Genomic DNA, 22,083 nt, shown 5'->3' with positions numbered 1-22,083 from the left:
ATATAATAGACTCATAATGAAATCTCAGTTTAATTACACCAAAAACATAATTCTTACTATTCTACTTGCTGTTACTGTAGTAGGTTGTAAAAAAGAATATAAATCATTGACTGTACAACAATCATTGCTAGCTGATGTCGAAAATTTAGAGCAAAAAATAAATGATTTTCAAGCAGTTACAGAGCAAGAAACAGAGCAAGAAAAACTAAATCAAGCTTTTACTAATGCTCGATTGGCCTACAAAAAAATGGAATGGGCTGTAGAATATTTCTGTCCAGATCCCGCTCGCTTTATAAACGGACCAGCGCTTGACGAACTAGAAGTAGCTGAAAATAAATTTCTTCCTCCTAATGGATTCCAAGTAATTGAAGAATTGATTTATCCAAAATATAATCTACAAAACAAAGATGATTTAATAAGGGAAATAAAGATGATAAAGGCGAATCTGAATCAAGTTAGACAAACTTTTACCGTCATCACCATTTCTGATGATTATGTTCTAGACGCTTTAAAAATGCAAGTTAATAGAATACTTGCACTTGGAATTACTGGTTTTGATTCTCCTATTGCATTACGATCCATTCCAGAAACGGAGGTGAGTTTAATTGCTTTAGGTAATTCAATTAGCATTTTGGAATACAAAGATGAAATAAGTAAAAAATTAGTTGTTTTATGTTCTGAAGCGGCGAAATACTGCAGTAGTAACTCTGATTTTAATGCTTTTGACAGAGTTCACTTTATCAAGAATTTCCTAAATCCTATTAGCAGTAATTTAATTGCTTTTCAACAAAAAAACAAAATTAAAGCTATTGATAAAAACAGCGTGGTCAATCCAAATGTTATAACAATTTTCGAAAAAGATGCTTTTGATGTCAATGCTTTTACTCCTTCCAAAGAATATAAATATACTCCCGAAAAAGTAGCTTTAGGTAAACAACTTTTTAACGATAATTCCTTTTCGAAAGAAAAGAGTAGAAGTTGCGCTTCCTGCCACAATCCAGAAATGGCATTTACAGATAATCTAAAAACAAACACCTCTTTAAAAGGTGGTAACTTGCCTCGCAATACTCCAACGCTGACTTACGCATCTTTACAGAATGCTCAATTTTGGGATATGCGACAACTGGATTTAGAAAAACAAAGCAGCGATGTAATCCAGAATAAAGAAGAAATGCATGGCGATCTCTCTAGTATTGTTGCATTTTTAAGCAAAGATAAAGCGTACAACAAGTTATTTATGAACGCATTTCCAAAATCTAAAAAAGTTGAAGAGTGGCACGTGCAAAATGCTCTTGCAAGTTACGTTCGATCTTTAAACGCTTTCGACAGTAAATTTGATCAATACATGCGTGGCGAATCTAACGATTTTACAAATGAAGAAAAACAAGGTTTTAATGTTTTTGCAGGTAAAGGAAAATGCGCAACCTGTCATTTCATTCCACTTTTTAATGGAACAGTTCCACCAAAATTTAATAAAACAGAACATGAAATCATTGGAATTCCAGAGCATAAAAACAATTTAAAAATAAGTCCTGATATGGGAAGATATGTACAACATGAAATGCCGCAGCTCAAAAACGCATTCAAAACACCAACTCTACGAAATGCAGCGGTGACAGCGCCGTACATGCACAATGGCGTTTTTTCTACCTTAGAAGAAGTTATTGATTTTTACAACAAAGGTGGAGGAGTTGGATCTGGAATAACCGTTGAAAACCAAACTTTACCATCAGATGAATTGAATCTTACTCAAAAAGAGATAAAAGCACTTGTTGCCTTTATGAACACCTTAACGGATCAGAAATACCTTGATTAATATATAAATAAAAAATTTTGTTTTGATTAGTGGTTGCTTCTCTTATTCATTTGAGAAGTTTTTTTAGAGACTGTCCACAATGGATAGTCTCTTTTTTTTGTATAAAACGCTTAATTTTAACCTCAACTTTTTAAATTCTGTCACATAAAGTTTTAAAAAACTGTTTACTCAATCCAATTCGTTAATTCGAACTAAAAATTGCAAGAGAATCTTCTTTTTAATTTGTCTTTTACTATCTTTAAAACTGTTTTATTTCTAAATTTTAGTAAAAGCACCATTATGAAAAAAATTATATTCCCTTACCTTTTTCTTTTTTCTGCACTTTCTATAAGTTGTGAAGCACAGGTAAAACAAAATGACGTCCCATTAAAAGAAGATTCAAAAAACTACAAATTAGAAACCGTAGCTGGGTCAGCAGATATTTCAATTCCTTGGGGAATGGTGTGGTTACCAGACGGGACAATGTTGGTAACTGAAAAAAGTGGTGCACTTTATCATATTAAAAACGGAACAAAATCAGAGATTAAAAACGTCCCAAAAGTTTATACTCGTGGTCAAGGCGGATTATTAGACATTACTTTACATCCCAATTATAATAAAAATGGCTGGATTTATATGACTTTTGCTTCTGATGAAGGTGAAGGCACAGGTGGACATACAAAACTCACTCGCGCAAAATTATTGGATGGAAGTCTAACTCAAGTTGAATCTCTTTATAAAGCAACACCTAATACTACTAAGGGACAACATTTTGGATCCCGAATCGTATTTGACAACGATGGATATTTATATTTTTCAGTGGGAGAAAGAGGCGACCACTTTGTAAATCCGCAAGATATTAAACGCGATGGTGGAAAGATATACCGATTAAATGATGACGGAACAATCCCTAAAGACAATCCTTTTGTAGGTCAAGCTGGAGCGAAGCAAGCTGTTTTTACTTATGGAAATAGAAACCCACAAGGAATGGCCAGAAATCCAGTAACAGGAGCAATTTGGGCACACGAGCACGGTCCAAAAGGTGGTGACGAAATCAATATTATAAAAAAAGGAGCTAATTATGGCTGGCCAATAGTTACCTACGGAATTGATTATGATGGAACAACGATTAGTGAAGAAAATGAAAAACCAGGAATTGAAAAACCTATTTATTACTGGCTCCCTTCTATCGCGCCAAGTGGAATGGCATTTGTAACTAGCGATAAATATCCAGACTGGAACGGACATTTACTGGTAGGTTCCTTAAAATTTGAATATCTCGAATTAGTAAAACTAAAAGGAAATCAAGTCATTGGTAGACAAAAAATAGCTGCTGGAGTTGGCCGTGTTAGAAACGTTGCCCAAGGTCCAGACGGATTCATTTATTTAGGAGTAGAAGGAAAAGGAATTTTAAAAATTATACCAAATTAAATTATGCTTGCAACACAATTATTATTAGGATTTGGAATATTATTGTTAGGAAATCTGAGTCTAGAAAATGCTCGCTTGCAGGATAATTATATAGCTTTCAATTCAGAAACAGCAGTTATTTCAGCACCTCAAAACCCTGGAAAAGAGATTTACGCTGATTTTTGCATTCAGTGTCACGGTGCTAATGGAAAAGGAGATGTTGCTGGAATTCCTCCCCTAGCTGGCTCTGACTGGCTAACTACCAAAAGAAATGAAAGTATTGCAGCAGTAAAATTTGGATTAAGTGGAGCAATCACTGTTAATAAGACAAAGTATGACAAAAACATGCCTGCCATGGGGCTGTCTAATGAAGAAGTCGCTGATGTAATGAATTATGTAATGACTTCTTGGGGGAACAAACAAACCAAAGTTATAAGCTTAAAAGAAGTAGAAGCTATTACAAAAAAATAATTTTAAAGCGATTTAAAATAGGTAGTTTATAGAAAATCCTCCGTAATAATTTACTGGATTTCCAGGGTAAAAATATCTTGGCAAAGCAGTGCCAAAACTAACAGCATTAGGTAAAATATTAGCAGCATATTTAGTATTTAAGACATTATTAACGCCAGCATTTAATTCCGTTTTGAGAATCTTTAGAATTGTAAATGCATAAGTGGTTTTGATGTTAAGCAATGAATACCCTTTACTATATTTATTATTAGAATCGTTCAATGGAATTTTATCCATGTTTAAAAATGAAGTGTTTAAGCTAAAACCATTACTTGTGCTAACATCTAGTCCAAAATTAAATTGATTTTCAGGCACACCCGTTAATTGATTTCCTGAATAATCTACATCATTATCTATAAATTCCTTGAATTTAAAATTATTCACTGCTCCAGAAACGTAAGGTGTGATTTGGAAATACTTAGCATTCAAAAATTTATAATATAGCGAAAATTCCATTCCGTTATGCGAACTACTTCCTGCATTAATACCCACGTATTGATCATCAGCGGTGCGTCTTGCTACTAACAGATTTGTAATTTGGGTACTATAAAAAGTCAATTCCGTATATAATTTATTTTGAAGCCAATTTCCCTTGAAACCTATTTCGTAGTTTACGCCCACTTCTGGTTTCAAATCCGTGTTTATCTGACCTTCGGGAGTTAATGTTTCTGAAACTGCAGGAACCGAAAATCCTTTACTAATTGAGGTAAATATATTTTTTCCATTACTGACTTTGTATGACAATCCAACTCTTGGTGACCATACATTTCCAAAAGTAAAAGGTGCATTTTTAACTTCAATTTTTTTATCGAAAGTGTCTCTTAAAGAATATTTGGTTTTGTTAAAAGCTAAACCTGTTTCTAAATGAAGTTTTTCTGTGAGCCAAATTTCCATTTGTAAAAAGTAGTTACTGTACTTTCGGTCTTGCTCAATTGCACTAAACTCCTCCCCTTTTGTACTTCCTTTCCCCGGCTGCGATTGATACAAGTTTTTGAAAAGAGAAAATTCATAATTCTCTTTGAGCAATTCTGTTCCAAAGCTTAATTCGAAAGGTAGAGAGAATAATTGCGTTGCATAATTCACATTCGAACGAAATCCTATTTCACTTGAATTATCCTCTAAAATATCAAATGGTCTTGGTTCATAAGCGTCTTTATAATTAGAAAAAACACTAGCTTTGAAGGACCACTTATCTGAAAATCGATGATCATATCCCAGTCCTAACATTACTTTATCATAGGATTCAAATCCTTGAGCGGCTTGCCACGTAATAGCAGCTTTCTCTGGATTATTATTTAAATCTGTTTCATTAATAGAGCTTGGAATAAAAGCTTTCAAGCGTGTAAAAGTTCCTAAAAATGATAGATTACCGTTTTCATTTACTTTTTGTTTGCCGTGAAGAGTAAAAGATTTCCTTTTGTATTCGCTATTGGCTCTAAATCCATCTGTCTCTAAATCATTGTAACTCGCATACAAATTAGTTTTGGTATCACTAAACCCTGCAGAGAGCCGTTGTTGCAATAATCCAAAACTTCCAAATGTAGTTGATGCCTTTCCAAAAGATTCTGCCAAAGCTGTCTCTTTGGAAAACAACTGAATTACTCCTCCTAATCCAGAACCAAAACTGGTGGCATTTGGACCCTTTGTAATTTCTATTTTTTCGATAGATGCTACATCGATATCTTCAATAGTAGTCTCACCTTCGCCAGAAGTGAGTGGAATTCCATCAAAATATGCTTTTATCTTGTTTGTACCATATTGAGAACGCGCCCCGATTCCGCGAATCGTAATCCTATTAGTATTTAAAGCTCCTTGTTGCATTGTAACGCCCGGAATTTTATTAAAAATGGGAGTTAACACAGTTCCGTCGCTTTTATTGATATCGGCAGTTGTGATGACGGCTATCGAAGAAGCTGCATTTTGAAGTTGTTGCTTAATAGGTGAACCTTTCAAAGTGATTGCTTCAAGAGCTATGGTATCTTTTTTTACCTGTCCAAAAACAGAAATAATACTGATAAAAAAGGCTAGATTGACAAAAATAATTTTAAACAATTTTTCGAATATTTAAATTGAAAATAACAACTATAAAGTTAGCTTTTTCTTTTCATTTTAAAAGTAAACTATAGCTTTGAATACTTTAAAATCATGAGTTACTACGATTATATATCGCATCAGAAATAAGGTTTCTATTTTTGAAATAATAATGTCTTTTATTAATCCTTAAATTATATAAAAAATAGTACTTTGAGACATAATTTTATTAGATTAGTCGCGCTGTAAAAAACATATCTTTGCTCTGTGATTCAGAATAAAAAGTATCTTTAAAACTGTAATTCCTTTTCCAATTAATAGAACATTTAACTACTATGAAAAAATCAACAATTGCGTTCATTGCACTTCCTTTATTGCTGTTAGGCACCATCGCTTGTAATCGCAGCAAAGCGGCAGATACGGAAAACAGTACAGTTAAATCAGAGGCCGTAAAAAAGGATTCAATTGAGGAGAAAAAAGTACTTACGATAGATACGCTCGACTACAATAAAAGAATGGTAGCAATGAGTAACAGCGATACAACCGGAAGATGGCCAGTAAAAGCACCATATCCTTTACCGGGCGCTATATTGCCTTATAACAGAATTATTGCTTATTACGGTAATTTATATTCTACAAGAATGGGCATTTTAGGCGAAATTCCTAGAAAAGAAATGCTTCAAAAACTACAAGGTGAAGTGGCTAAATGGCAAGCTGCAGAACCCACTGTTAAAGCGATTCCTGCTCTACATTATATTGCTGTAACCGCTCAAGGTGCTCCAGGGAAAGATAATATGCACCGCATGAGAATGCCTTTTAAACAAATTGATACCATTATTAAATGGGCTAAGCCAATTGACGCCTTAGTTTTTGTTGATATTCAGGTAGGACACAGCAGTGTGAAAGCAGAAGTAAACCAATTAGTAGATTATCTTTCTATGCCTAACGTACACTTAGGAATTGATCCCGAATTTTCTATGAAAGGTGGTGAACGTCCAGGAACTAAAATTGGACATTTTACAGCAGCAGATATTAATGATGCTATTGATATTCTTGCAGACATCGTTCGAAAAAACAACTTAACTCCTAAAATACTTGTTGTACATCGCTTTACGCAAGGAATGGTAAAAAACTATAAAGACATAAAAATTGTTCCTGAAGTTCAAGTGGTAATGGACATGGATGGTTTTGGTAGCAAAGTACTTAAGAAATCAACTTATTTGCGCTACATATACAAGGAACCATTACACTTCACTGGTTTTAAATTATTTTATAAAAATGACAATAAGAACGATTGGACGATGTACACTCCAGAGGAATTAGTGAAATTTACTCCAAAACCGATGTACATTCAATATCAATAATTAAATATTTGCATTATGAAGAATAGTATTATTGTAGTTTTTTTAGGGCTCTTCTTATTAGTTGGATGTCAATCAGAAACTCGTAAAACAAAAATCGAGACCGAAACAGCAATTGAAGGCGATACGGTTACTGTTAAGAAAGTAGAAGCTAAAAAAGTAATGGCAGATGCCGCAAAAATTCTTTCCAAAAAAGAAGTGCCTATTTTATGTTACCATAATATTAGAGAATTTAGTAATACTGCAAGTGCTGTTATGAAAACCAATACGGTAAAACCAGCTGCTTTCGCTGCGCAAATGAAAGCCCTGGCTGAGGCTGGTTATCAGACGATTTTACCAGAGCAACTTTATGATTATTTAGTTTACGATGGCCCTATTCCTGCAAAACCTATAATGATCACATTTGACGACACTAGAATAGATCAATTTACTAATGGTGAAGTTGAAATGAAAAAGCACGGTTTCAAGGGAGTGTTTTTTATAATGACAGTTGCTATAAATCGTCCCGGTTACATGAGTAAAGAACAAATAAAAACGCTTTCTGATGATGGTCATGTTATCGCGTCACATACTTGGGATCACCACATGGTTACTAAATATGCTGGCGAAGATTGGAATACACAATTTGTTAAACCGAAGGCAAAACTAGAAGAGATCATTGGAAAACCAGTAACAGACTTTGCTTACCCTTTCGGATTGTGGAATACAGCAGTAATTCCTGAGTTAAAAAAGAGCGGACATAAAATGGCATATATTTTATCGACTAAAAGGGATTCTATTGATCCTCTTCACACTATTAGACGTATTATTATATCAGGAACCTCATCACCTGAAGGAATGCTAAAATCTATAGAATCATCGTTTAAGTAAACAAACTTGTTCTACTGTTTCAAAATTACAATATTTCTTAGAGAAAAATTGTAAGTACTGCTTTGCTAACATTATTATATATTGATTAAAGCATCATCAAAAAAGAATTTGTACATTAAGCCTTGAATTACGCATAACTTTTTAATAACATTAAGTTAACATGCAAACAGAATTCTTAAAGGACTTTTGTACAAAATTAAACTTTGATTTAAAATGGAGCAGATTTATGTAATAATGTTGCTAGTTTTGGGCGTTTTAGCCGTTATAGATTTAGTCGTAGGAGTCAGTAATGACGCAGTAAACTTCTTAAATTCTGCGGTAGGTTCAAAAGCTGTTTCATTCAAAACTACCATGATTGTAGCAAGTCTTGGAGTGCTCGTTGGAGCAATGTTTTCAAGCGGAATGATGGAGATTGCTAGAAGTGGAATTTTTGTTCCTAGCATGTTTAGTTTCAACGATGTTATGATTATCTTTTTAGCAGTAATGATATCTGACATTCTATTGCTTGATGTTTTTAACTCTTTAGGATTACCAACATCAACTACAGTTTCTATTATTTTTGAACTATTAGGAGCAGCAGTATGTTTAGCTTTATATAAAATTTACACTTCTGATGAGACTTTAGACCATTTAGGAATGTATATCAATACTAAAAAAGCATCCACAATTGTTTACAGTATTTTACTCTCTGTGATATTATCTTTCTCACTAGGTAGTTTTATTCAATACATTTCAAGACTTATTTTCACCTTCCATTACGAGAAAAAATTAAAATACTTTGGTGCAATTTTCGGAGGAGTAGCAATTTCAGCAATTTCGTTCTTTATATTAATAAAAGGTTTAAAAGGCGTTTCATTTATTTCTGCAACACAATTTGATTGGATTGATAAACATCAGTTTTTAATTTTAGGAATTCTTTTTGTTTTCTTCCTTGTGCTTTCACAGATATTAATAAGCTTTTTCAAAGTCAATATTTTACGTGTTATTATCCTTATTGGAACTTTTGCATTAGCATTAGCATTCGCAGGAAATGATTTGGTAAACTTTATTGGAGTTCCAATTGCTGCCTTTAATTCGTATCAAATTTTTCAAGGAAGTGGCGTTTCTGGTGACGATTTTATGATGGGTGCTTTAGCAAATGATGATATTGTAGCTCCATTTTATTTCTTGATGTTTGCTGGTGTTGTAATGGTAATTACTTTATGGACTTCGAAAAAGGCAAAAAGTGTTATTGAAACTGGCGTAAATTTATCGAGACAAGGTGATGGAGACGAAAAATTTACACCTAATACTGCTTCTAGAGTTATCGTTCGAATGGGAGTTTATGTAGGTCAAGCGATTAATATTTTTTTACCAAAAAAATTACAAATCAAAATCGACAGCCGATTTATTAATGTTGAGAAATCAAAGAAAAAGTCTGAAGACGAACCTGCCTTTGATATGGTAAGAGCATCCGTGAATTTAATGGTTGCTAGTATTTTAATTTCAATTGGAACCTCTCTAAAATTACCGCTTTCTACAACTTATGTTACGTTCATGGTTGCAATGGGAACCTCGTTTGCTGATAGAGCTTGGGATAGAGAAAGTGCTGTTTACAGAATAGCAGGTGTTTTCAAAGTGATTGGTGGATGGTTTTTCACAGCAATAATTGCTTTTGTACTAGCTTTTGTAATGGCTTATATTTTAAAAGTGGGCGAAATTTTTGCTTTCGTAGGACTATTGCTTTTACTTGGAATCATACTATATAAAAGTTCTAGAAAACACAAGCAAAAGATCAAAATTGAAGAGGAAATTAAAAGCCTTCGTAAAGAAGATATTGCTACTGTACACGAAATGATAACGGAGAGCTCTGCTCAAATTTCAAAAGTATTCCGTAAAACTAGTGCGTTGTATTCTAATGTCATAGACAACTTAAGTTTGCAAGATTTAGCAAAATTAAAAGACAATAAAAAAGACCAAAAGAAGCTCGAAAAAGAGATTGACGAATTAAAAAGTAATGTTTTTTATCTAATCAAAAATCTTGATGATACTTCAGTAGATGCAAGTAAATTCTATATTTTAATTTTAGGCTATTTGCAAGATATGGTTCAGTCTATTGATTTTATAACATCTACGAGTTATTCACACGTTAATAATAACCACAAGCATTTAAAGTTTAACCAAATTAGAGATTTAAAAACAATTGATAGACAACTTCAAAATTTATTACAACTATTAGAAGATAGTTTTAAAACTGAAGATTTCTATAAAATTGATCTTATTTTAAATGACAAACAAATATTACTTGATACTGTTTCTGAATTAATTACAAAGCAAATTAAGAGAATTAGAACAACTGAAACTAGCGCAAAGAATAGTAAGTTATACTTTGCTTTATTACTTGAAACAAATGATCTAGTGAAGTCGCTAATGGGATTATTAGAGTTGTTCAAAGAGTTCAACAAGGTGAACAAATAAGATTAAGTATCGAATGATAAAGGAGCTGTAATAAGTACGCATTATCTTTTACAAAACCGTTAGGTTAATTATTCAGCATGATGTTTAATGATTTCAATAGTCAAAGAAATAGAGCTCTTTTTAGATTAGGCTAATTTTTGAAAATTGAATCAAATCGCCATTAAAAATTATAGGTTTGACATTGTTCCTGAGTGACAATAATGCATTAAATTTAGCTTTCATTCTAGAGTTTGTTATCTGTCACTTTTACTTCGGAAGCGTTTATAACGTGATTGAAATGGGAGTTCTTTTATAGGATAACTTTTTAGACTAAAAAAAACTAAATAAAAAAAAGCACTATTGAATTCCTCAGAATTCGATAGTGCTTTTTCATTTTAAATAAGACTGGATTTATCTTCTAGATAACCAACCTTCTGGATCGTTATAACTTGTGTTTTGAAGGATTAAAAACTTAATGATCGTTTTCCCTGTCTCTCCATTAGTTCTAACAGTCCCTATGCTTTGTTTGATTCCTACTTTATCTCCTTTACTTACATTCACAGAACTCAAGTTTTGATATACTGTAAAGTAATCTCCGTGCTGAATCATTACTGCTTTATTAACCGGTGATAGAATAATAACGCTAGTCACTTCACCGCCAAAGACGGCTCTTGCAGTTGCTCCCTTATCAGTTGTGATTTCTACACCACTGTTGTGTACCGTAATCGTGTTGAACAATGGGTGCGTTTGGTTTCCATATCCTAATGAAACATATCCTTTTTCTACTGGATAAGGTAATCTCCCTTTGTTAGATCTAAAATTATCTGCAATTATTTTTGCCTCTGGCGTTAATTCGATTTTAGAAGAAGACACAGCCGCTTTTGAAACCGGAGCACTAGGATTAGCTTTTGCTTTTTCTAAAGCCGCTTTCCTATTGGCTGCAGCAATAGCTTCCCGAATTAATTTATTAATTTGTCTATCGATAGTGCGATATTCTTGTTGCTTTTTACCTATTTCTCGAGAGCTTTTAGTTTTATCTTTCTTAAGAACATTTACCAATTTTTGCTGCTCTTGTTTTTCTTTTTCTAATGAAATACGTTCTTTTTGATTCTCAGCAATTAATTTTTGTTTTGCCGTTTTTTGAACATCTAACTTTGCATTGAAGTCAGTTAGTTTGTTCGATTTTGTTTTAATCTCCTCCCCTTGCATCTTTCTATAACCAGTATACTGCTTCATATACTGCGCTCTTTTGTACGCTTGTAAAAAACTTTCAGAAGACAGTAAAAACATTGCTCTACTTTGCTCAGATCTACTCTTGTATGACTTAACGATCATTTTTGAATAATCCTCTTTCAGTTCCGCTAGTTCCTTTTTAAGTTTATTAATTTGAACTTGGTTAATATACATATCATTACTCAGCAATTTGGTTTGCTTTTCTGTCGTGTTTATCAGATTTTCCTTTAGCTTAATTTTCGTGCTTTGAATGACAACTATATTAACAGCTGATTTTTCTTTTTGCTTTACGCTTTGCAATAATTTTTCATTTTCACGAATTTCTTTTTGAATTTGAGCTTTGCGTTGTTCTAATTTTTCTTGCTGAGAATCCTGACTCCATAATAATGAAGTCATACAAATAAAAATTAGGCTTAGGAGAAATTTTGGCATATTGAAAAAATATTTTTGCAAATTTACTTAATTATAATTCTTTTGTACCCTTTTGGAACACTATAAGGAAAAGAAAGTTCTTCATTAAACGATACTGAGTTGTATTCTAGATTAATTTCAGTATTTCCTTTCTTCTGTATTGTATTGATTAAAATTTTTGACGGTAAAATTGCTTGGTCATAAACCTTACTATCTGCGTAAGCGACTTTTATCATTCGCTCCTCTGCAGTTTGAGTTATTTCTTGTTTCTCTACTAAAAATCTATTAGCATCTAAAAAGAATGACTTTTTCGTGTTTTTATTAGAAGCATCATCTAACTTATATGTTTGCTCCAGCAATGATTCTAAGTATTTACCTTTAGTTAAATCATCGATAGCCTCTCCTAATAACATATTTTGAATCTTTCCATAATCTAAATCAGTTCCTAACCACTGGCTCAAACTACTAAAATCTCCTTCAAAATATTTGCCACCTATCTTCTCGTAATAATTTACTGCTGTAGGCGTAATCAATGCTTTAGCCATCGTTATTCCTAAAAAACGAATACTCACTAAAATTTGCTCGTCTTTTTTAATTTTAATTTCTGCAGTTACATTTTGTGTTTGCTTATCATCTGCATAACGCGCATTAGACTTAATATATAATGTCGAAAACTGAATTTTATTGTCGTAGTGCTTTTCTATTATTTTTTTGGCTGACATGTAATTAGCCTCCTTTACAGTTTCATTACTTGCTGAAACTGCAATAGCTTTTGTTTTACACGACATAAAAGTCAATGAAGTTGCTACACAAAGGACTAGTGCTCTAACTGTTCCATTTACTATTTTATTTTTAATCATTTTTTTTCTTTTAATAATTGATTGGCTTTAGAGAAGAACTCATCTTTTTTCTTAAAATCTCCTAACCCATTATAGGCTTCTCCTAATTGAATATTGAAATTTATTTCCAATTCCTTATTCTCTACTACATAATCCATGCCCATTTCCAATAGATCTTTGGCTTTTTTAAATTCCTTTAATTGATTTTTAGCCAATCCAGCATAATAGTAAAACTGCGGTTGTGTTGGGAAAGTCTCCAACATTTCCTTTGATTTTTTTGCTAACACACTAAATTCTTTCATCTCAGTGTATGCTTGAAGCAAAAGCAAATTAGTTTCCACCGCTTCATCCGACCTATTATTTAGCGACTTTTCATAAAATTTTATGGCCTTTTCAAATTTCTTCTTAGCATGAAAAAACTTCCCTAACTCTTTTGCTACATTAACTGACTTATCATTGTCAAAGTAGCTAACAGCTTTCTCTAAATCAGATGCATATTGAGGGTTTTTATCTGAAAAAATTAAAAACTCATTCAAGATTCGGTGTTTTATCTTAGAATCAATTTTCGAACTAGAGAGAACAATGTTCATCGCATTGATTGCTTTAGGACCGTCATTAGCATCTAGATAACTTTTAAACAAACTGACTTGTGCCCACTCTGAATTCGGAATTGCTTTTTCTAATTTTTTAACGACTTCAAATGCTTTTGATTCTTCGTTATTTTTAGAATACAAGAATAAAAGATTGAGATAATTTGACTCTTCAGTAGGATATTTATCAATCTGTGAAATCAAGTTCGTCACTTCAATATTTTGAAATTTTCCTTGAGACAGAATTTGGTTTTTATAGATTTCTCTCCGATCTGTTTTGCCAATTGTTTCCTCTAGTTCTTGTATTAACACTAATGCTTTTTCAAATTGGTTTGTTGCCATGTAAAGTGAAGTTAAATCCTCCTTATACTTGACATCAAATTCAATCAATTTATTAATTATAATAATTCCTTGATTATAATTTTTTGTCTCATAAGTCACATCGTACATCCCAATCCAAAACCACTTATTCTTTGGATCAATTTTAGCAGCCGTTTCAAATGAGGAATAAGCGTTTTTATACTCTTTTAATGATAAATAATTTTTTCCTAGTTCGAAATGTACTATTGCATCATTGGGTTTGAATTTTTTTGCTTTATCCAACGCAGCAATTGCTTTATCGTAATTCTCAATTCCTTTTTGAAGCAATGATTCATAAAAAAGTTCCTGAAATTGATCCGTGTCTAACTTTATTTCTTCTGGCTCTGTTTGTGCCCACAGCAAAGCTGAGTTGCTTTGCAAAACCAAAAATAAAATTAATATAAAGGATCGTTTTTTCATTCGTACTTTTCCAATTCTTCAGTTAAAGGTTTTATATCCTTATTCTAAAACAGAATAATCTCCTATGCTTATTGCAGTGAAATTACCGTCAAAAGCAGCATGATTTCCAATCATTGCATTATCTAAAGAAGCATTTTTTATATGAGAATGCGTTTGAACTAAACTGTTTTTAATCGTACTATTTTGTACATGGCAACCATCACCTAATGAAACATTGGGTCCAACTGTAGCATTAATTAAAATCACATTTTTACCAATGTAACAAGGTGCAATAATCGTTGAATTTTCTGTTTTTACATCATAATCAACAAGATGTTCACCATCATTATGCAAGAATCCTAACATTCTAGAATTAGTTTCTACAGTTACGTTTTTATTACCGCAATCCATCCATTCCGCTACTTTTCCCGGGACAAATTTCATTCCTTTGGCCATCATTTGCGTGATACCATCGTTGATTTGGTATTCACCACCGTGAATAATATTATTGTCAAGCACTAATTGCAATTCATTCTTTAATACAGCAATATCCTTGAAATAATAAATTCCTATCACAGCAAGATCAGAAACGAACTCAGTTGGTTTTTCAACTAATTCTACGATCTCATTTGCTTCATTTAACTTTACTACACCAAAAGCTTCTGGCTGATCTACTTGTTTTACCCAAATAACACTATCTGCATCTTTATCTAAATCAAAGTCAGCTCTAATTAGCGTATCTGCGTAAGCGATAACTGCTGGTCCGCTCAAAGAATCTTTAGCACACATAATGGCGTGACCTGTTCCTAAAGCTTCATTTTGATAATAAATAGTTCCTTTAGCACCTAATTTAGTGGCGATAGCGATTAATTCTTCTTCAACTTTTTTTCCAAAACTTTCATGAATTATAAAAGCTACTTCCTCAATATCTTGTTGTAAAACAGCTGCAATATCTTCGACTAAACGGTGAACGATAGGTTTTCCAGCAATAGGAATTAATGGTTTAGGAATAGTTAAAGTATGTGGACGAAGGCGTGATCCACGACCCGCCATAGGAACGATTATTTTCATGTTATTTTTTTATTAAACGCAAAATTCACGAAGGTTTTTCGCAAATTTAACGAAGGTTTTTATTATTATTTTTAGCCACAGACTAAATTGATGTCTGCAGATTTATATGTAATTGCGAGGATTTGCGAAGCATAAAGCAATGCAATCTCATACTTAAGTTGATACTTTTCTTTTTTATAATACTTTGACTGAATACTAGATACTAAACACTGATCACTACTTCACTCCCGTACTACCAAAACCACCTTCTCCTCTCGAAGTTTCTGTTAATTCTTGTACTTCAATCCAGTTAGCGCGTTCGTGTTTTGCTATTATCATTTGTGCGATGCGTTCTCCGTTTTGAATTACAAAATCATCATTTGATAAATTTACTAAAATCACTCCAATTTCGCCACGGTAATCCGCATCTATTGTTCCTGGAGAATTGAGCACCGTAATTCCGTTTTTTGCAGCAAGTCCACTTCTAGGACGTACTTGTGCTTCATAACCTATAGGTAAAGCTATAAAAAGACCTGTTTTTATAATTGCTCTTCCTAATGGCTTTAAGGTTATTGATTCTGTAATATTAGCTCTTAAATCCATTCCTGCTGAAGCTATAGTTTCATAGTTAGGCAATGCATGAGCCGATTTGTTAATAATGTCTATTGTCATTTTATATTTTTTATCAATATTGAAGCGAAATTATAAAAGTTATATGTTCTCTCAGATATAGATTCTAGCCGTGATGGAAGTGGAAAGCCTTTTTTTATAAAATTATATTTTTTCTTGTTCAAAAAGAGCGACTGCAAGAAGCTCCTTTTTGTACTTAGAAAAAAATAATTTAAGGAAAAAGCTTGAAACGTACAGCGCGATTAGCTCCTAGAAATAAATATTTAACTTGGTTTTCTTTTCAAAATTTTAGTTAATAAATCTTTTTCGTTGTGATATATGAAGTACATAAATAAAATTAATAACGGGATTCCCACGAAATAATTTTCTCGAAAGCCATAAAATGAAATCACAGAAAATCCAATGGAAACTAGCATATAAATTGAAATTTTATTGATGTCGTAAGGAATAGGATAATATTTATTTCCAAAGTAGTACGAAATTCCCATCATGCTTCCATACGCAGCGATAGTAGCAATTGCAGAACCATAATAACTCATGGTTGGGATTAATAAATAGTTGAGCGCTAATGTTATGATGGCTCCAACAATTGAAATATAAGCGCCATAATGTGTCTTGTCGATGAGTTTGTACCAAACGGAGAGATTCGTATAAATTCCTAAGAAAAAGTTAGCTAAAATTATAAGCGGAACAACTTTCATAGCTTCCCAGTACGACTCGTCTTGAATCATTATTATTTTTAGAATATCAGCAAAAACAATAACTGAAAGTAAAATAAAGGATCCAAAAATGACAAAATATTTAGTAATTGTGGCGTAGGTTTGAGGTGCATTTTCATTTGAAGCGTGACTAAAAAAGAATGGCTCAATTCCTAATGTATACGCAGTACGGTACAAAACCATAAACAATCCAAGTTTATAACAGGCGGAATAAACGCCAACCTCTGAAACGGCAATGTCAGCTGGTAATAGATAGCCAAGTAAAATTTTATCAAATTGCTCGTTGATGGCAAATGCGATTCCGGCAATCATTATAGGCATTCCGTATTTTATCATTTGTTTCCAAAGCTTATAATCAAATTGCCATTTTAGCTTGAAATAATTAGGAGATAAGACTAGGAACGTAAGTAAACTTGCTACAATATTAGACACAAAAATATATCCTATTTGGAAATCTTCGAGGTATAAATTGCTCAGTAAATGATTTGGATTTGACTTTGATAAAGCGGGAAGCCAGATTAAGAAGAATAGATTTAAAAATAGATTTACTGCGACGTTTCCTATTTTCACAACTGCATATCGTATGGGCTGCTGGTTGACTCTTAACTTTGAGAAAGGTACAATTACTAATGCGTCTAAAACCAAAATCCAGATCGTGTATGTGATGAACTGCACATCAATTCCAGACCATTTTGCTATGGTATTTTGCGATAGCAAGGACAAAATTAAAAATATAAAAGAGGTCCAAAAAATAGAAACTGAAGTAGTTTCTACAACGGCATTTTTATTGCTTTCTTTATTGTAAAATCTAAAAAAAGCAGTCTCCATTCCATAAGCAAGTATGACGTTGAAAAAAATCATTCCAGCAAATATGATAGAGATTTTTCCGTACTCCTCTTTTGGAAGTTCGTTTGTATATAATGGCACCAATAAAAAACTGAACATCCGCGGAATCACAGTAGCTAATCCATAGATCGCGGTTTGTTTAAATAGATTTTTATATAATCCCAAAATGGTATGTTAATTAAATTAAAGGAACAAAAATAACCAATTCTTTCATTTAATCATCTGAAGTACCAAATTGTTTTAGAACTGTTAAATTGTGGAATAAAATAAAAAACTATCGGACTTGTCTTTCATTTACGTTTATAATTTTGAAGTAATATTTTTGGTTTTTTTTCGAATATTGTACAACTGCTTCATTTGATTTTAAAACAAATTTTGACTTTTTTACTGAAGGAGCTTTATTTCCATACTCTTTACTAGCATTACCATCTAAAATCAAATCGGTGTTTTTACTTTTATTATTAAACTGTGCTCGAAATGTATTTTTCGAAATCGATTCAAAGACTGCCGTCTTATCATTGAAATGTACTTCTTCTAATTGCAGTTTGCTATTGAGCTGCTCTTTTAAATCTATAAAAAAATAAGTTTTACCATCTTCTTTATTTGTTTGATAATAAGCGGCTATTATTTCTTGTGGAAATTCCGACTGGAATTCTTGTTTACTAGCGCAAAAAGTAACACTCAATGCGATTATAAGGATCGAAATAATTCTAATAACTGTTTTCATAATAAATGATTTAACTTAATCCGTCTTCGTTTAAAATCTTGAGAAAATGGAATCCCTTTGGTACATATCCTTGATTATAATAAAATCGATGTGCTGTGAAATTTCCTGTAAAAGCATCAAGTACAATCATCGTGCAATCTGTTTCTTTGGCTTTCTTATCGATATAGTCTGTCATCATCTTACCAATTCCTTTCATTCTGTGATCTGGATGGACAATAAAATTATCGACTTCTAAGTACTTACCGGACCAAAGTTTTGTTCCAGACCATAATCCTGAAATTCCAACACATATATCACCTTCAAAGACAGCTACTTGAGTGTAATTATGCGGAATCATCTCGCTTAAATAGGATTTATATTTCTCCAGAGTAAACTTATTATATAGATGTTGCATCACTTCAAATTGCGCTACCATCTCGTCCACAGTGGTCAGTTCTCTTATTTCTAATCTCATTTTTTGTTCGTTAATTGCTTTGGTAAAAATAAACAAATCAATAGTAATACCAGTTTTATCAAAAACAATAATCTACTAAAATAATGGATATTTAAATAATTGTAATAGAAATTCTAAATAGAATAAAAAATGAAACCATCTTAGCATAAATGCTGAGATGGCTTCTTCAATTTAAAAAGAAAAGTATTTTATCTTTTTATAATTTTAAAACTTTCACTTGTTCCATTTTCAAAATCAATCCTTACATAATAAATGCCGCTAGTCAAATTTGTAGGAGCTACTTTTATTTTGGAATCTACAATCGATTTAGCTTCTTGATGCCAAACTTGTCTTCCCGTTGATTCGTAAATAGTGATAATTACATTATTAGTGTTTAAACTATTTAATTGAACAGTAAAGTCAGTTACGAATGGATTTGGATAAGCAATAAATGATTTACTATCGGCTAGTTGAGTACCTCCTATTCCTAGATTAGGATCGTATGTACCTGCTTCATTATTGTTTTTATCTAAGGAAGTAATTACAATAAATTTGTTGTCAATTTGATCTTGTGTTAATACAAACTGATTTGCAGCTGTTATCTCAATAATTTTTGAGCCGTCATCTTTATTAGTGACCGCTTCGGCAGCGTTATCAAATGCATATATCACATATTTTGCAGGTAAATCGCCATCTGCGGCAGCAACTGGCGTGTCCCAACTCAAAACTGTACCTGTTTTTATAATATTAGCCGGTGGATTTGGACAAATAGCGTCTTTACCAAAAATTGGGGGAGCAAAAGATTTATACTTGTATTCCGCAGCGAGAAGATTAGTATTTATAGATTTAGAATTCGCTTTTATAGCAACATAACTATAAGCGATCTGCCCAAATGTAGCGTCCATCGTTGCTGATCTATTGTGAATAATTTGGTTCTGAAGTTCTACAGAAGTATAATTATTACTATCATCCATTTTATAGTACGCCTGACTTAAATACACCTGCTTATTTCTAATTTTAACTTGGTCATTCCACCATTGTGATAGTTTTACCTAATCCTGATCACCACCGATTTTCCAATATAATTGAGGTGCTAGATAATCTACCTTTCCAGCATCCATCCAAGCAAGAGGATCGTAAAACAGATCATTGAAATGAGAACCACCACTTATTCCTGTTGGCACTCCACTCTTCCAAATTCCAGAGGGGCTTACGCCAAAAACTATATTCTTGTTTAAATTAGTATTGATTACTTGAATTGCATCATATACCTTACCTACCATAAGTTTACCGTTCTCTCTTCTCCAGTTTGGTAGAGATAAATTAGTAGGATTATAATCGATAAAGGATTGACTATCTTGATTGTTTGGCGCAGGCACCATAAATGAACTAGGATAAAAGTAGTCATCAAAATGAATTCCATCCACATCGTATCGAGTCGCAATATCCTCAATAATGGATACAACATAATCACGCACTGCGGGTATTCCCGGATTAAGTATTTTTAAATTAGCGTTCGTTGCAGCAGTTAACACCCATGAAGGATTAGTATTTGATGGGTGATTAGCAGCGTTTGTATAGCTACCATTCTTTGATCGATAGGGATTAATCCACGCATGTAAATCAAGTCCGCGGCTATGCGCTTCAGTGATTGCGAATGCTAACGGATCCCATATTGGACTAGGCGCTAATCCTTCTGTACCTGTTAAATAAATAGACCAAGGTTCTATAGCAGATTGATAAAGAGCGTCACCTGAAGGGCGAACTTGAAGAAAAACTGTATTGTAGCCATTAAATTTTAGGTTATCTAAAATCGTCAGTAATTCTGCTTGTTGCACCGCAGGTGTTGCAAGCTTGTTAGTTGGCCAGTTCAAATTAAAAACAGAAGCAAGAAAGACTCCTCTTAAATCTCTCTTCGGTGTGGTTTTACTAAACTCATTGTCTTGCGGGCATTGCGCTGCTGCTGTAGACAAGAATAAAAATAGACCGCCTGAAAATGCGATCTTGAGATACTTTAAAGTAATGTTCTTCATAATAAAATGGTTAATTGGTTAGTTTTCAATCAATTTGCTAAGGATTTAAGAGGCTAAATATACACAAAATTTAAAATGAAATAATTTATTCTGCATCTTATTTATCTAATTGCATGAATAATGCAGTAAAACGCATTAAATTAAGCTGTTTTTCGAAGATTACAGACAAATTAACAAGTTTAGAAATAGTGAGAAATTAACCAGATTACAAAAAAGGATTTATTATATAAGACAAAAAAAAACGACTGAATTTACATTCAGTCGTTTTTTTTTATCTATTTAGAAGATAATTTTTATAAAAATTAAAAATTTTCTTATCCATTCAAAGCTGCGCAATTTTAAGATTTGAAAAATTAAAAATTTTTCTTATCCATTCAAAGCTTCGAATTTTTAAGATTTGAAAAATTAAAAATTTTTCTTATCCATTCAAAGCTTCGCAATTTTAAGATTTGAAAAATTAAAAATTTTTCTTATCCATTCAAAGCTTCCGCTCCACCAACGATTTCTAAAATCTCGTTCGTAATAGCTGCTTGACGCGCTTTGTTGTATGTTAATTTCAATTGGTCTCTTAATTCAGTTGCATTATCAGTAGCTTTATGCATTGCGGTCATACGTGCTCCGTGCTCTGATGCAAATGAATCACGAATTCCTTTATACAATTGTGTTTTCAAAGATTTAGGAATCAATGTCAATACAATCTCTTCTTTTGAAGGTTCGAAGATATAATCACTTGGAGTAACGTTTAAATCTGATTTAATTGGAGCTAGCGGCAAAAACTGTTCTGTTTGAACAATCTGTGTAGCAGCATTTTTAAATTGGTTATAAATCAACTCAATTTTATCATATTCACCAGAAACGAATTTCTCAGTTAATACATCAGCAATTTTAGCAACATTATCAAAAGATAAAGCATCAAAAACAGGACTTTCATTAGCAACAACGTTAAGCGTTTTACCTAAAACGTCATTTCCTTTTTTACCTATTGCAAAAATATCAACTTGCTTCCCTGCATAGTAAACTGCACGGCTTTTAGCTTCTTTAATTGCATTAGTATTAAAAGCACCAGCTAAACCTCTATTAGAAGTAACTACAACAAGTAAAACTTTTTTGATCTCACGTTGTTCTGTAAACTCACCACCAGCACCTCCTTCAAGAGTGTCAGAAAGATTTTGCAGTAACTCCGTTAATTTTTCGGCATAAGGGCGCATCGCTGTGATTGCATCTTGTGCTTTCTTTAGCTTTGCTGCAGAAACCATTTTCATTGCCGATGTAATTTGCATCGTTGATGAAACGGAAGTAATTCTATTACGGATTTCCTTTAAATTTGCCATTTGTATTTTTAGTAATTAGTAAATAGTGATTAGTAATTAGCTCTTCACTAATTACTAATCACTAATCAC

18 protein-coding genes are annotated in these 22,083 nt (G+C 32.6%); 6 read left to right on the top strand and 12 right to left on the bottom strand.

The window, feature by feature from the left end:
* The first annotated feature begins 16 nt into the window (after nt 1-16).
* The 3 genes from BC961_RS05085 to BC961_RS05075 all read left to right on the top strand — a co-directional run bounded on the left by BC961_RS05085 (nt 17) and on the right by BC961_RS05075 (nt 3,676).
* Nucleotides 17-1,816, top strand: a complete 1,800-nt coding sequence (locus BC961_RS05085; RefSeq protein ID WP_121924777.1) for a cytochrome-c peroxidase — start codon at nt 17-19, stop codon at nt 1,814-1,816.
* Between the two features lie 279 nt (nt 1,817-2,095).
* The gene (locus tag BC961_RS05080; RefSeq protein WP_121924776.1) at nt 2,096-3,226 is read left to right on the top strand and encodes a PQQ-dependent sugar dehydrogenase; all 1,131 of its coding nucleotides are present in this window, start codon (nt 2,096-2,098) and stop codon (nt 3,224-3,226) included.
* Between the two features lie 3 nt (nt 3,227-3,229).
* Nucleotides 3,230-3,676, top strand: a complete 447-nt coding sequence (locus BC961_RS05075; protein WP_121924775.1) for a c-type cytochrome — start codon at nt 3,230-3,232, stop codon at nt 3,674-3,676.
* A gap of 12 nt (nt 3,677-3,688) precedes the next feature.
* On the opposite strand, the gene BC961_RS05070 is transcribed toward BC961_RS05075, so the two are convergent.
* A complete protein-coding gene (locus BC961_RS05070; RefSeq protein ID WP_245980819.1) occupies nt 3,689-5,767 on the bottom strand; it encodes a TonB-dependent receptor family protein in 2,079 nt (692 codons plus the stop codon).
* 314 nt (nt 5,768-6,081) lie between these two features.
* Here BC961_RS05070 and BC961_RS05065 point away from each other — a divergent pair, with 314 nt between their 5' ends.
* The 3 genes from BC961_RS05065 (at nt 6,082) to BC961_RS05055 (ending at nt 10,434) form a co-directional block, all read left to right on the top strand.
* Nucleotides 6,082-7,110, top strand: coding sequence for a hypothetical protein (locus tag BC961_RS05065; RefSeq protein ID WP_121924774.1), 1,029 nt, complete (start codon nt 6,082-6,084; stop codon nt 7,108-7,110).
* Between the two features lie 15 nt (nt 7,111-7,125).
* Nucleotides 7,126-7,977, top strand: coding sequence for a polysaccharide deacetylase family protein (locus BC961_RS05060; protein WP_121924773.1), 852 nt, complete (start codon nt 7,126-7,128; stop codon nt 7,975-7,977).
* 213 nt (nt 7,978-8,190) lie between these two features.
* The gene (locus tag BC961_RS05055) at nt 8,191-10,434 is read left to right on the top strand and encodes an inorganic phosphate transporter (RefSeq protein ID WP_121924772.1); all 2,244 of its coding nucleotides are present in this window, start codon (nt 8,191-8,193) and stop codon (nt 10,432-10,434) included.
* A 390-nt stretch (nt 10,435-10,824) separates the two neighbouring features.
* Here BC961_RS05055 and BC961_RS05050 read toward each other — a convergent pair whose 3' ends face one another.
* The 11 genes from BC961_RS05050 to atpG all read right to left on the bottom strand — a co-directional run bounded on the left by BC961_RS05050 (nt 10,825) and on the right by atpG (nt 22,014).
* Nucleotides 10,825-12,042 carry a murein hydrolase activator EnvC family protein gene (locus BC961_RS05050; protein WP_245980817.1) on the bottom strand — a complete coding sequence of 406 codons (1,218 nt, stop codon included), beginning with the start codon at nt 12,040-12,042 and terminating at the stop codon, nt 10,825-10,827.
* A 59-nt stretch (nt 12,043-12,101) separates the two neighbouring features.
* Entirely contained in the window at nt 12,102-12,917 is an 816-nt protein-coding gene (locus BC961_RS05045; RefSeq protein ID WP_245980815.1) for a DUF4292 domain-containing protein, read from the bottom strand.
* Nucleotides 12,914-14,266: a tetratricopeptide repeat protein gene (locus BC961_RS05040; protein WP_121924770.1), complete on the bottom strand. Its 1,353-nt coding sequence runs from the start codon at nt 14,264-14,266 to the stop codon at nt 12,914-12,916. Before BC961_RS05040 ends, BC961_RS05045 begins: the two co-directional genes overlap by 4 nt.
* Nucleotides 14,267-14,305: 39 nt before the next feature.
* Nucleotides 14,306-15,316: a sugar phosphate nucleotidyltransferase gene (locus BC961_RS05035; protein WP_121924769.1), complete on the bottom strand. Its 1,011-nt coding sequence runs from the start codon at nt 15,314-15,316 to the stop codon at nt 14,306-14,308.
* Between the two features lie 216 nt (nt 15,317-15,532).
* Nucleotides 15,533-15,967, bottom strand: a complete 435-nt coding sequence (gene dut / locus BC961_RS05030) for a dUTP diphosphatase (RefSeq protein WP_121924768.1) — start codon at nt 15,965-15,967, stop codon at nt 15,533-15,535.
* Between the two features lie 221 nt (nt 15,968-16,188).
* Nucleotides 16,189-17,655: a lipopolysaccharide biosynthesis protein gene (locus tag BC961_RS05025; RefSeq protein WP_121924767.1), complete on the bottom strand. Its 1,467-nt coding sequence runs from the start codon at nt 17,653-17,655 to the stop codon at nt 16,189-16,191.
* A gap of 109 nt (nt 17,656-17,764) precedes the next feature.
* The gene (locus BC961_RS05020; protein WP_121924766.1) at nt 17,765-18,217 is read right to left on the bottom strand and encodes a hypothetical protein; all 453 of its coding nucleotides are present in this window, start codon (nt 18,215-18,217) and stop codon (nt 17,765-17,767) included.
* 10 nt (nt 18,218-18,227) lie between these two features.
* The gene (locus BC961_RS05015; protein ID WP_121924765.1) at nt 18,228-18,671 is read right to left on the bottom strand and encodes a GNAT family N-acetyltransferase; all 444 of its coding nucleotides are present in this window, start codon (nt 18,669-18,671) and stop codon (nt 18,228-18,230) included.
* A 188-nt stretch (nt 18,672-18,859) separates the two neighbouring features.
* Nucleotides 18,860-19,624, bottom strand: coding sequence for a T9SS type A sorting domain-containing protein (locus BC961_RS05010; protein ID WP_121924764.1), 765 nt, complete (start codon nt 19,622-19,624; stop codon nt 18,860-18,862).
* 78 nt (nt 19,625-19,702) lie between these two features.
* A complete protein-coding gene (locus BC961_RS05005; RefSeq protein ID WP_121924763.1) occupies nt 19,703-20,683 on the bottom strand; it encodes a glycoside hydrolase family 10 protein in 981 nt (326 codons plus the stop codon).
* A 470-nt stretch (nt 20,684-21,153) separates the two neighbouring features.
* Complete coding sequence (gene atpG / locus BC961_RS05000; protein WP_121924762.1) at nt 21,154-22,014, bottom strand: ATP synthase F1 subunit gamma; 861 nt, start codon at nt 22,012-22,014, stop codon at nt 21,154-21,156.
* Between the last annotated feature and the right edge of the window lie 69 nt (nt 22,015-22,083).

The sequence above is a fragment of the Flavobacterium weaverense genome (assembly GCF_003688495.1).
Classification (GTDB): domain Bacteria; phylum Bacteroidota; class Bacteroidia; order Flavobacteriales; family Flavobacteriaceae; genus Flavobacterium; species Flavobacterium weaverense.
This window is presented reverse-complemented; position numbering and strand designations above follow the sequence as displayed.

What these genes read in the sequence shown, in the direction of transcription:
- BC961_RS05060 (WP_121924773.1), top strand. Translation starts at nt 7,126, where the DNA reads ATGAAGAATAGTATTATTGTAGTTTTTTTAGGGCTCTTCTTATTAGTT.
- BC961_RS05005 (WP_121924763.1), bottom strand. Translation starts at nt 20,683, where the DNA reads ATGAAGAACATTACTTTAAAGTATCTCAAGATCGCATTTTCAGGCGGT.
- BC961_RS05075 (WP_121924775.1), top strand. Translation starts at nt 3,230, where the DNA reads ATGCTTGCAACACAATTATTATTAGGATTTGGAATATTATTGTTAGGA.
- BC961_RS05040 (WP_121924770.1), bottom strand. Translation starts at nt 14,266, where the DNA reads ATGAAAAAACGATCCTTTATATTAATTTTATTTTTGGTTTTGCAAAGC.
- BC961_RS05035 (WP_121924769.1), bottom strand. Translation starts at nt 15,316, where the DNA reads ATGAAAATAATCGTTCCTATGGCGGGTCGTGGATCACGCCTTCGTCCA.
- BC961_RS05020 (WP_121924766.1), bottom strand. Translation starts at nt 18,217, where the DNA reads ATGAAAACAGTTATTAGAATTATTTCGATCCTTATAATCGCATTGAGT.
- atpG (WP_121924762.1), bottom strand. Translation starts at nt 22,014, where the DNA reads ATGGCAAATTTAAAGGAAATCCGTAATAGAATTACTTCCGTTTCATCA.
- BC961_RS05045 (WP_245980815.1), bottom strand. Translation starts at nt 12,917, where the DNA reads ATGATTAAAAATAAAATAGTAAATGGAACAGTTAGAGCACTAGTCCTT.
- BC961_RS05015 (WP_121924765.1), bottom strand. Translation starts at nt 18,671, where the DNA reads ATGAGATTAGAAATAAGAGAACTGACCACTGTGGACGAGATGGTAGCG.
- BC961_RS05010 (WP_121924764.1), bottom strand. Translation starts at nt 19,624, where the DNA reads ATGGATGATAGTAATAATTATACTTCTGTAGAACTTCAGAACCAAATT.
- BC961_RS05065 (WP_121924774.1), top strand. Translation starts at nt 6,082, where the DNA reads ATGAAAAAATCAACAATTGCGTTCATTGCACTTCCTTTATTGCTGTTA.
- dut (WP_121924768.1), bottom strand. Translation starts at nt 15,967, where the DNA reads ATGACAATAGACATTATTAACAAATCGGCTCATGCATTGCCTAACTAT.
- BC961_RS05050 (WP_245980817.1), bottom strand. Translation starts at nt 12,042, where the DNA reads ATGACTTCATTATTATGGAGTCAGGATTCTCAGCAAGAAAAATTAGAA.
- BC961_RS05085 (WP_121924777.1), top strand. Translation starts at nt 17, where the DNA reads ATGAAATCTCAGTTTAATTACACCAAAAACATAATTCTTACTATTCTA.
- BC961_RS05080 (WP_121924776.1), top strand. Translation starts at nt 2,096, where the DNA reads ATGAAAAAAATTATATTCCCTTACCTTTTTCTTTTTTCTGCACTTTCT.
- BC961_RS05055 (WP_121924772.1), top strand. Translation starts at nt 8,191, where the DNA reads ATGGAGCAGATTTATGTAATAATGTTGCTAGTTTTGGGCGTTTTAGCC.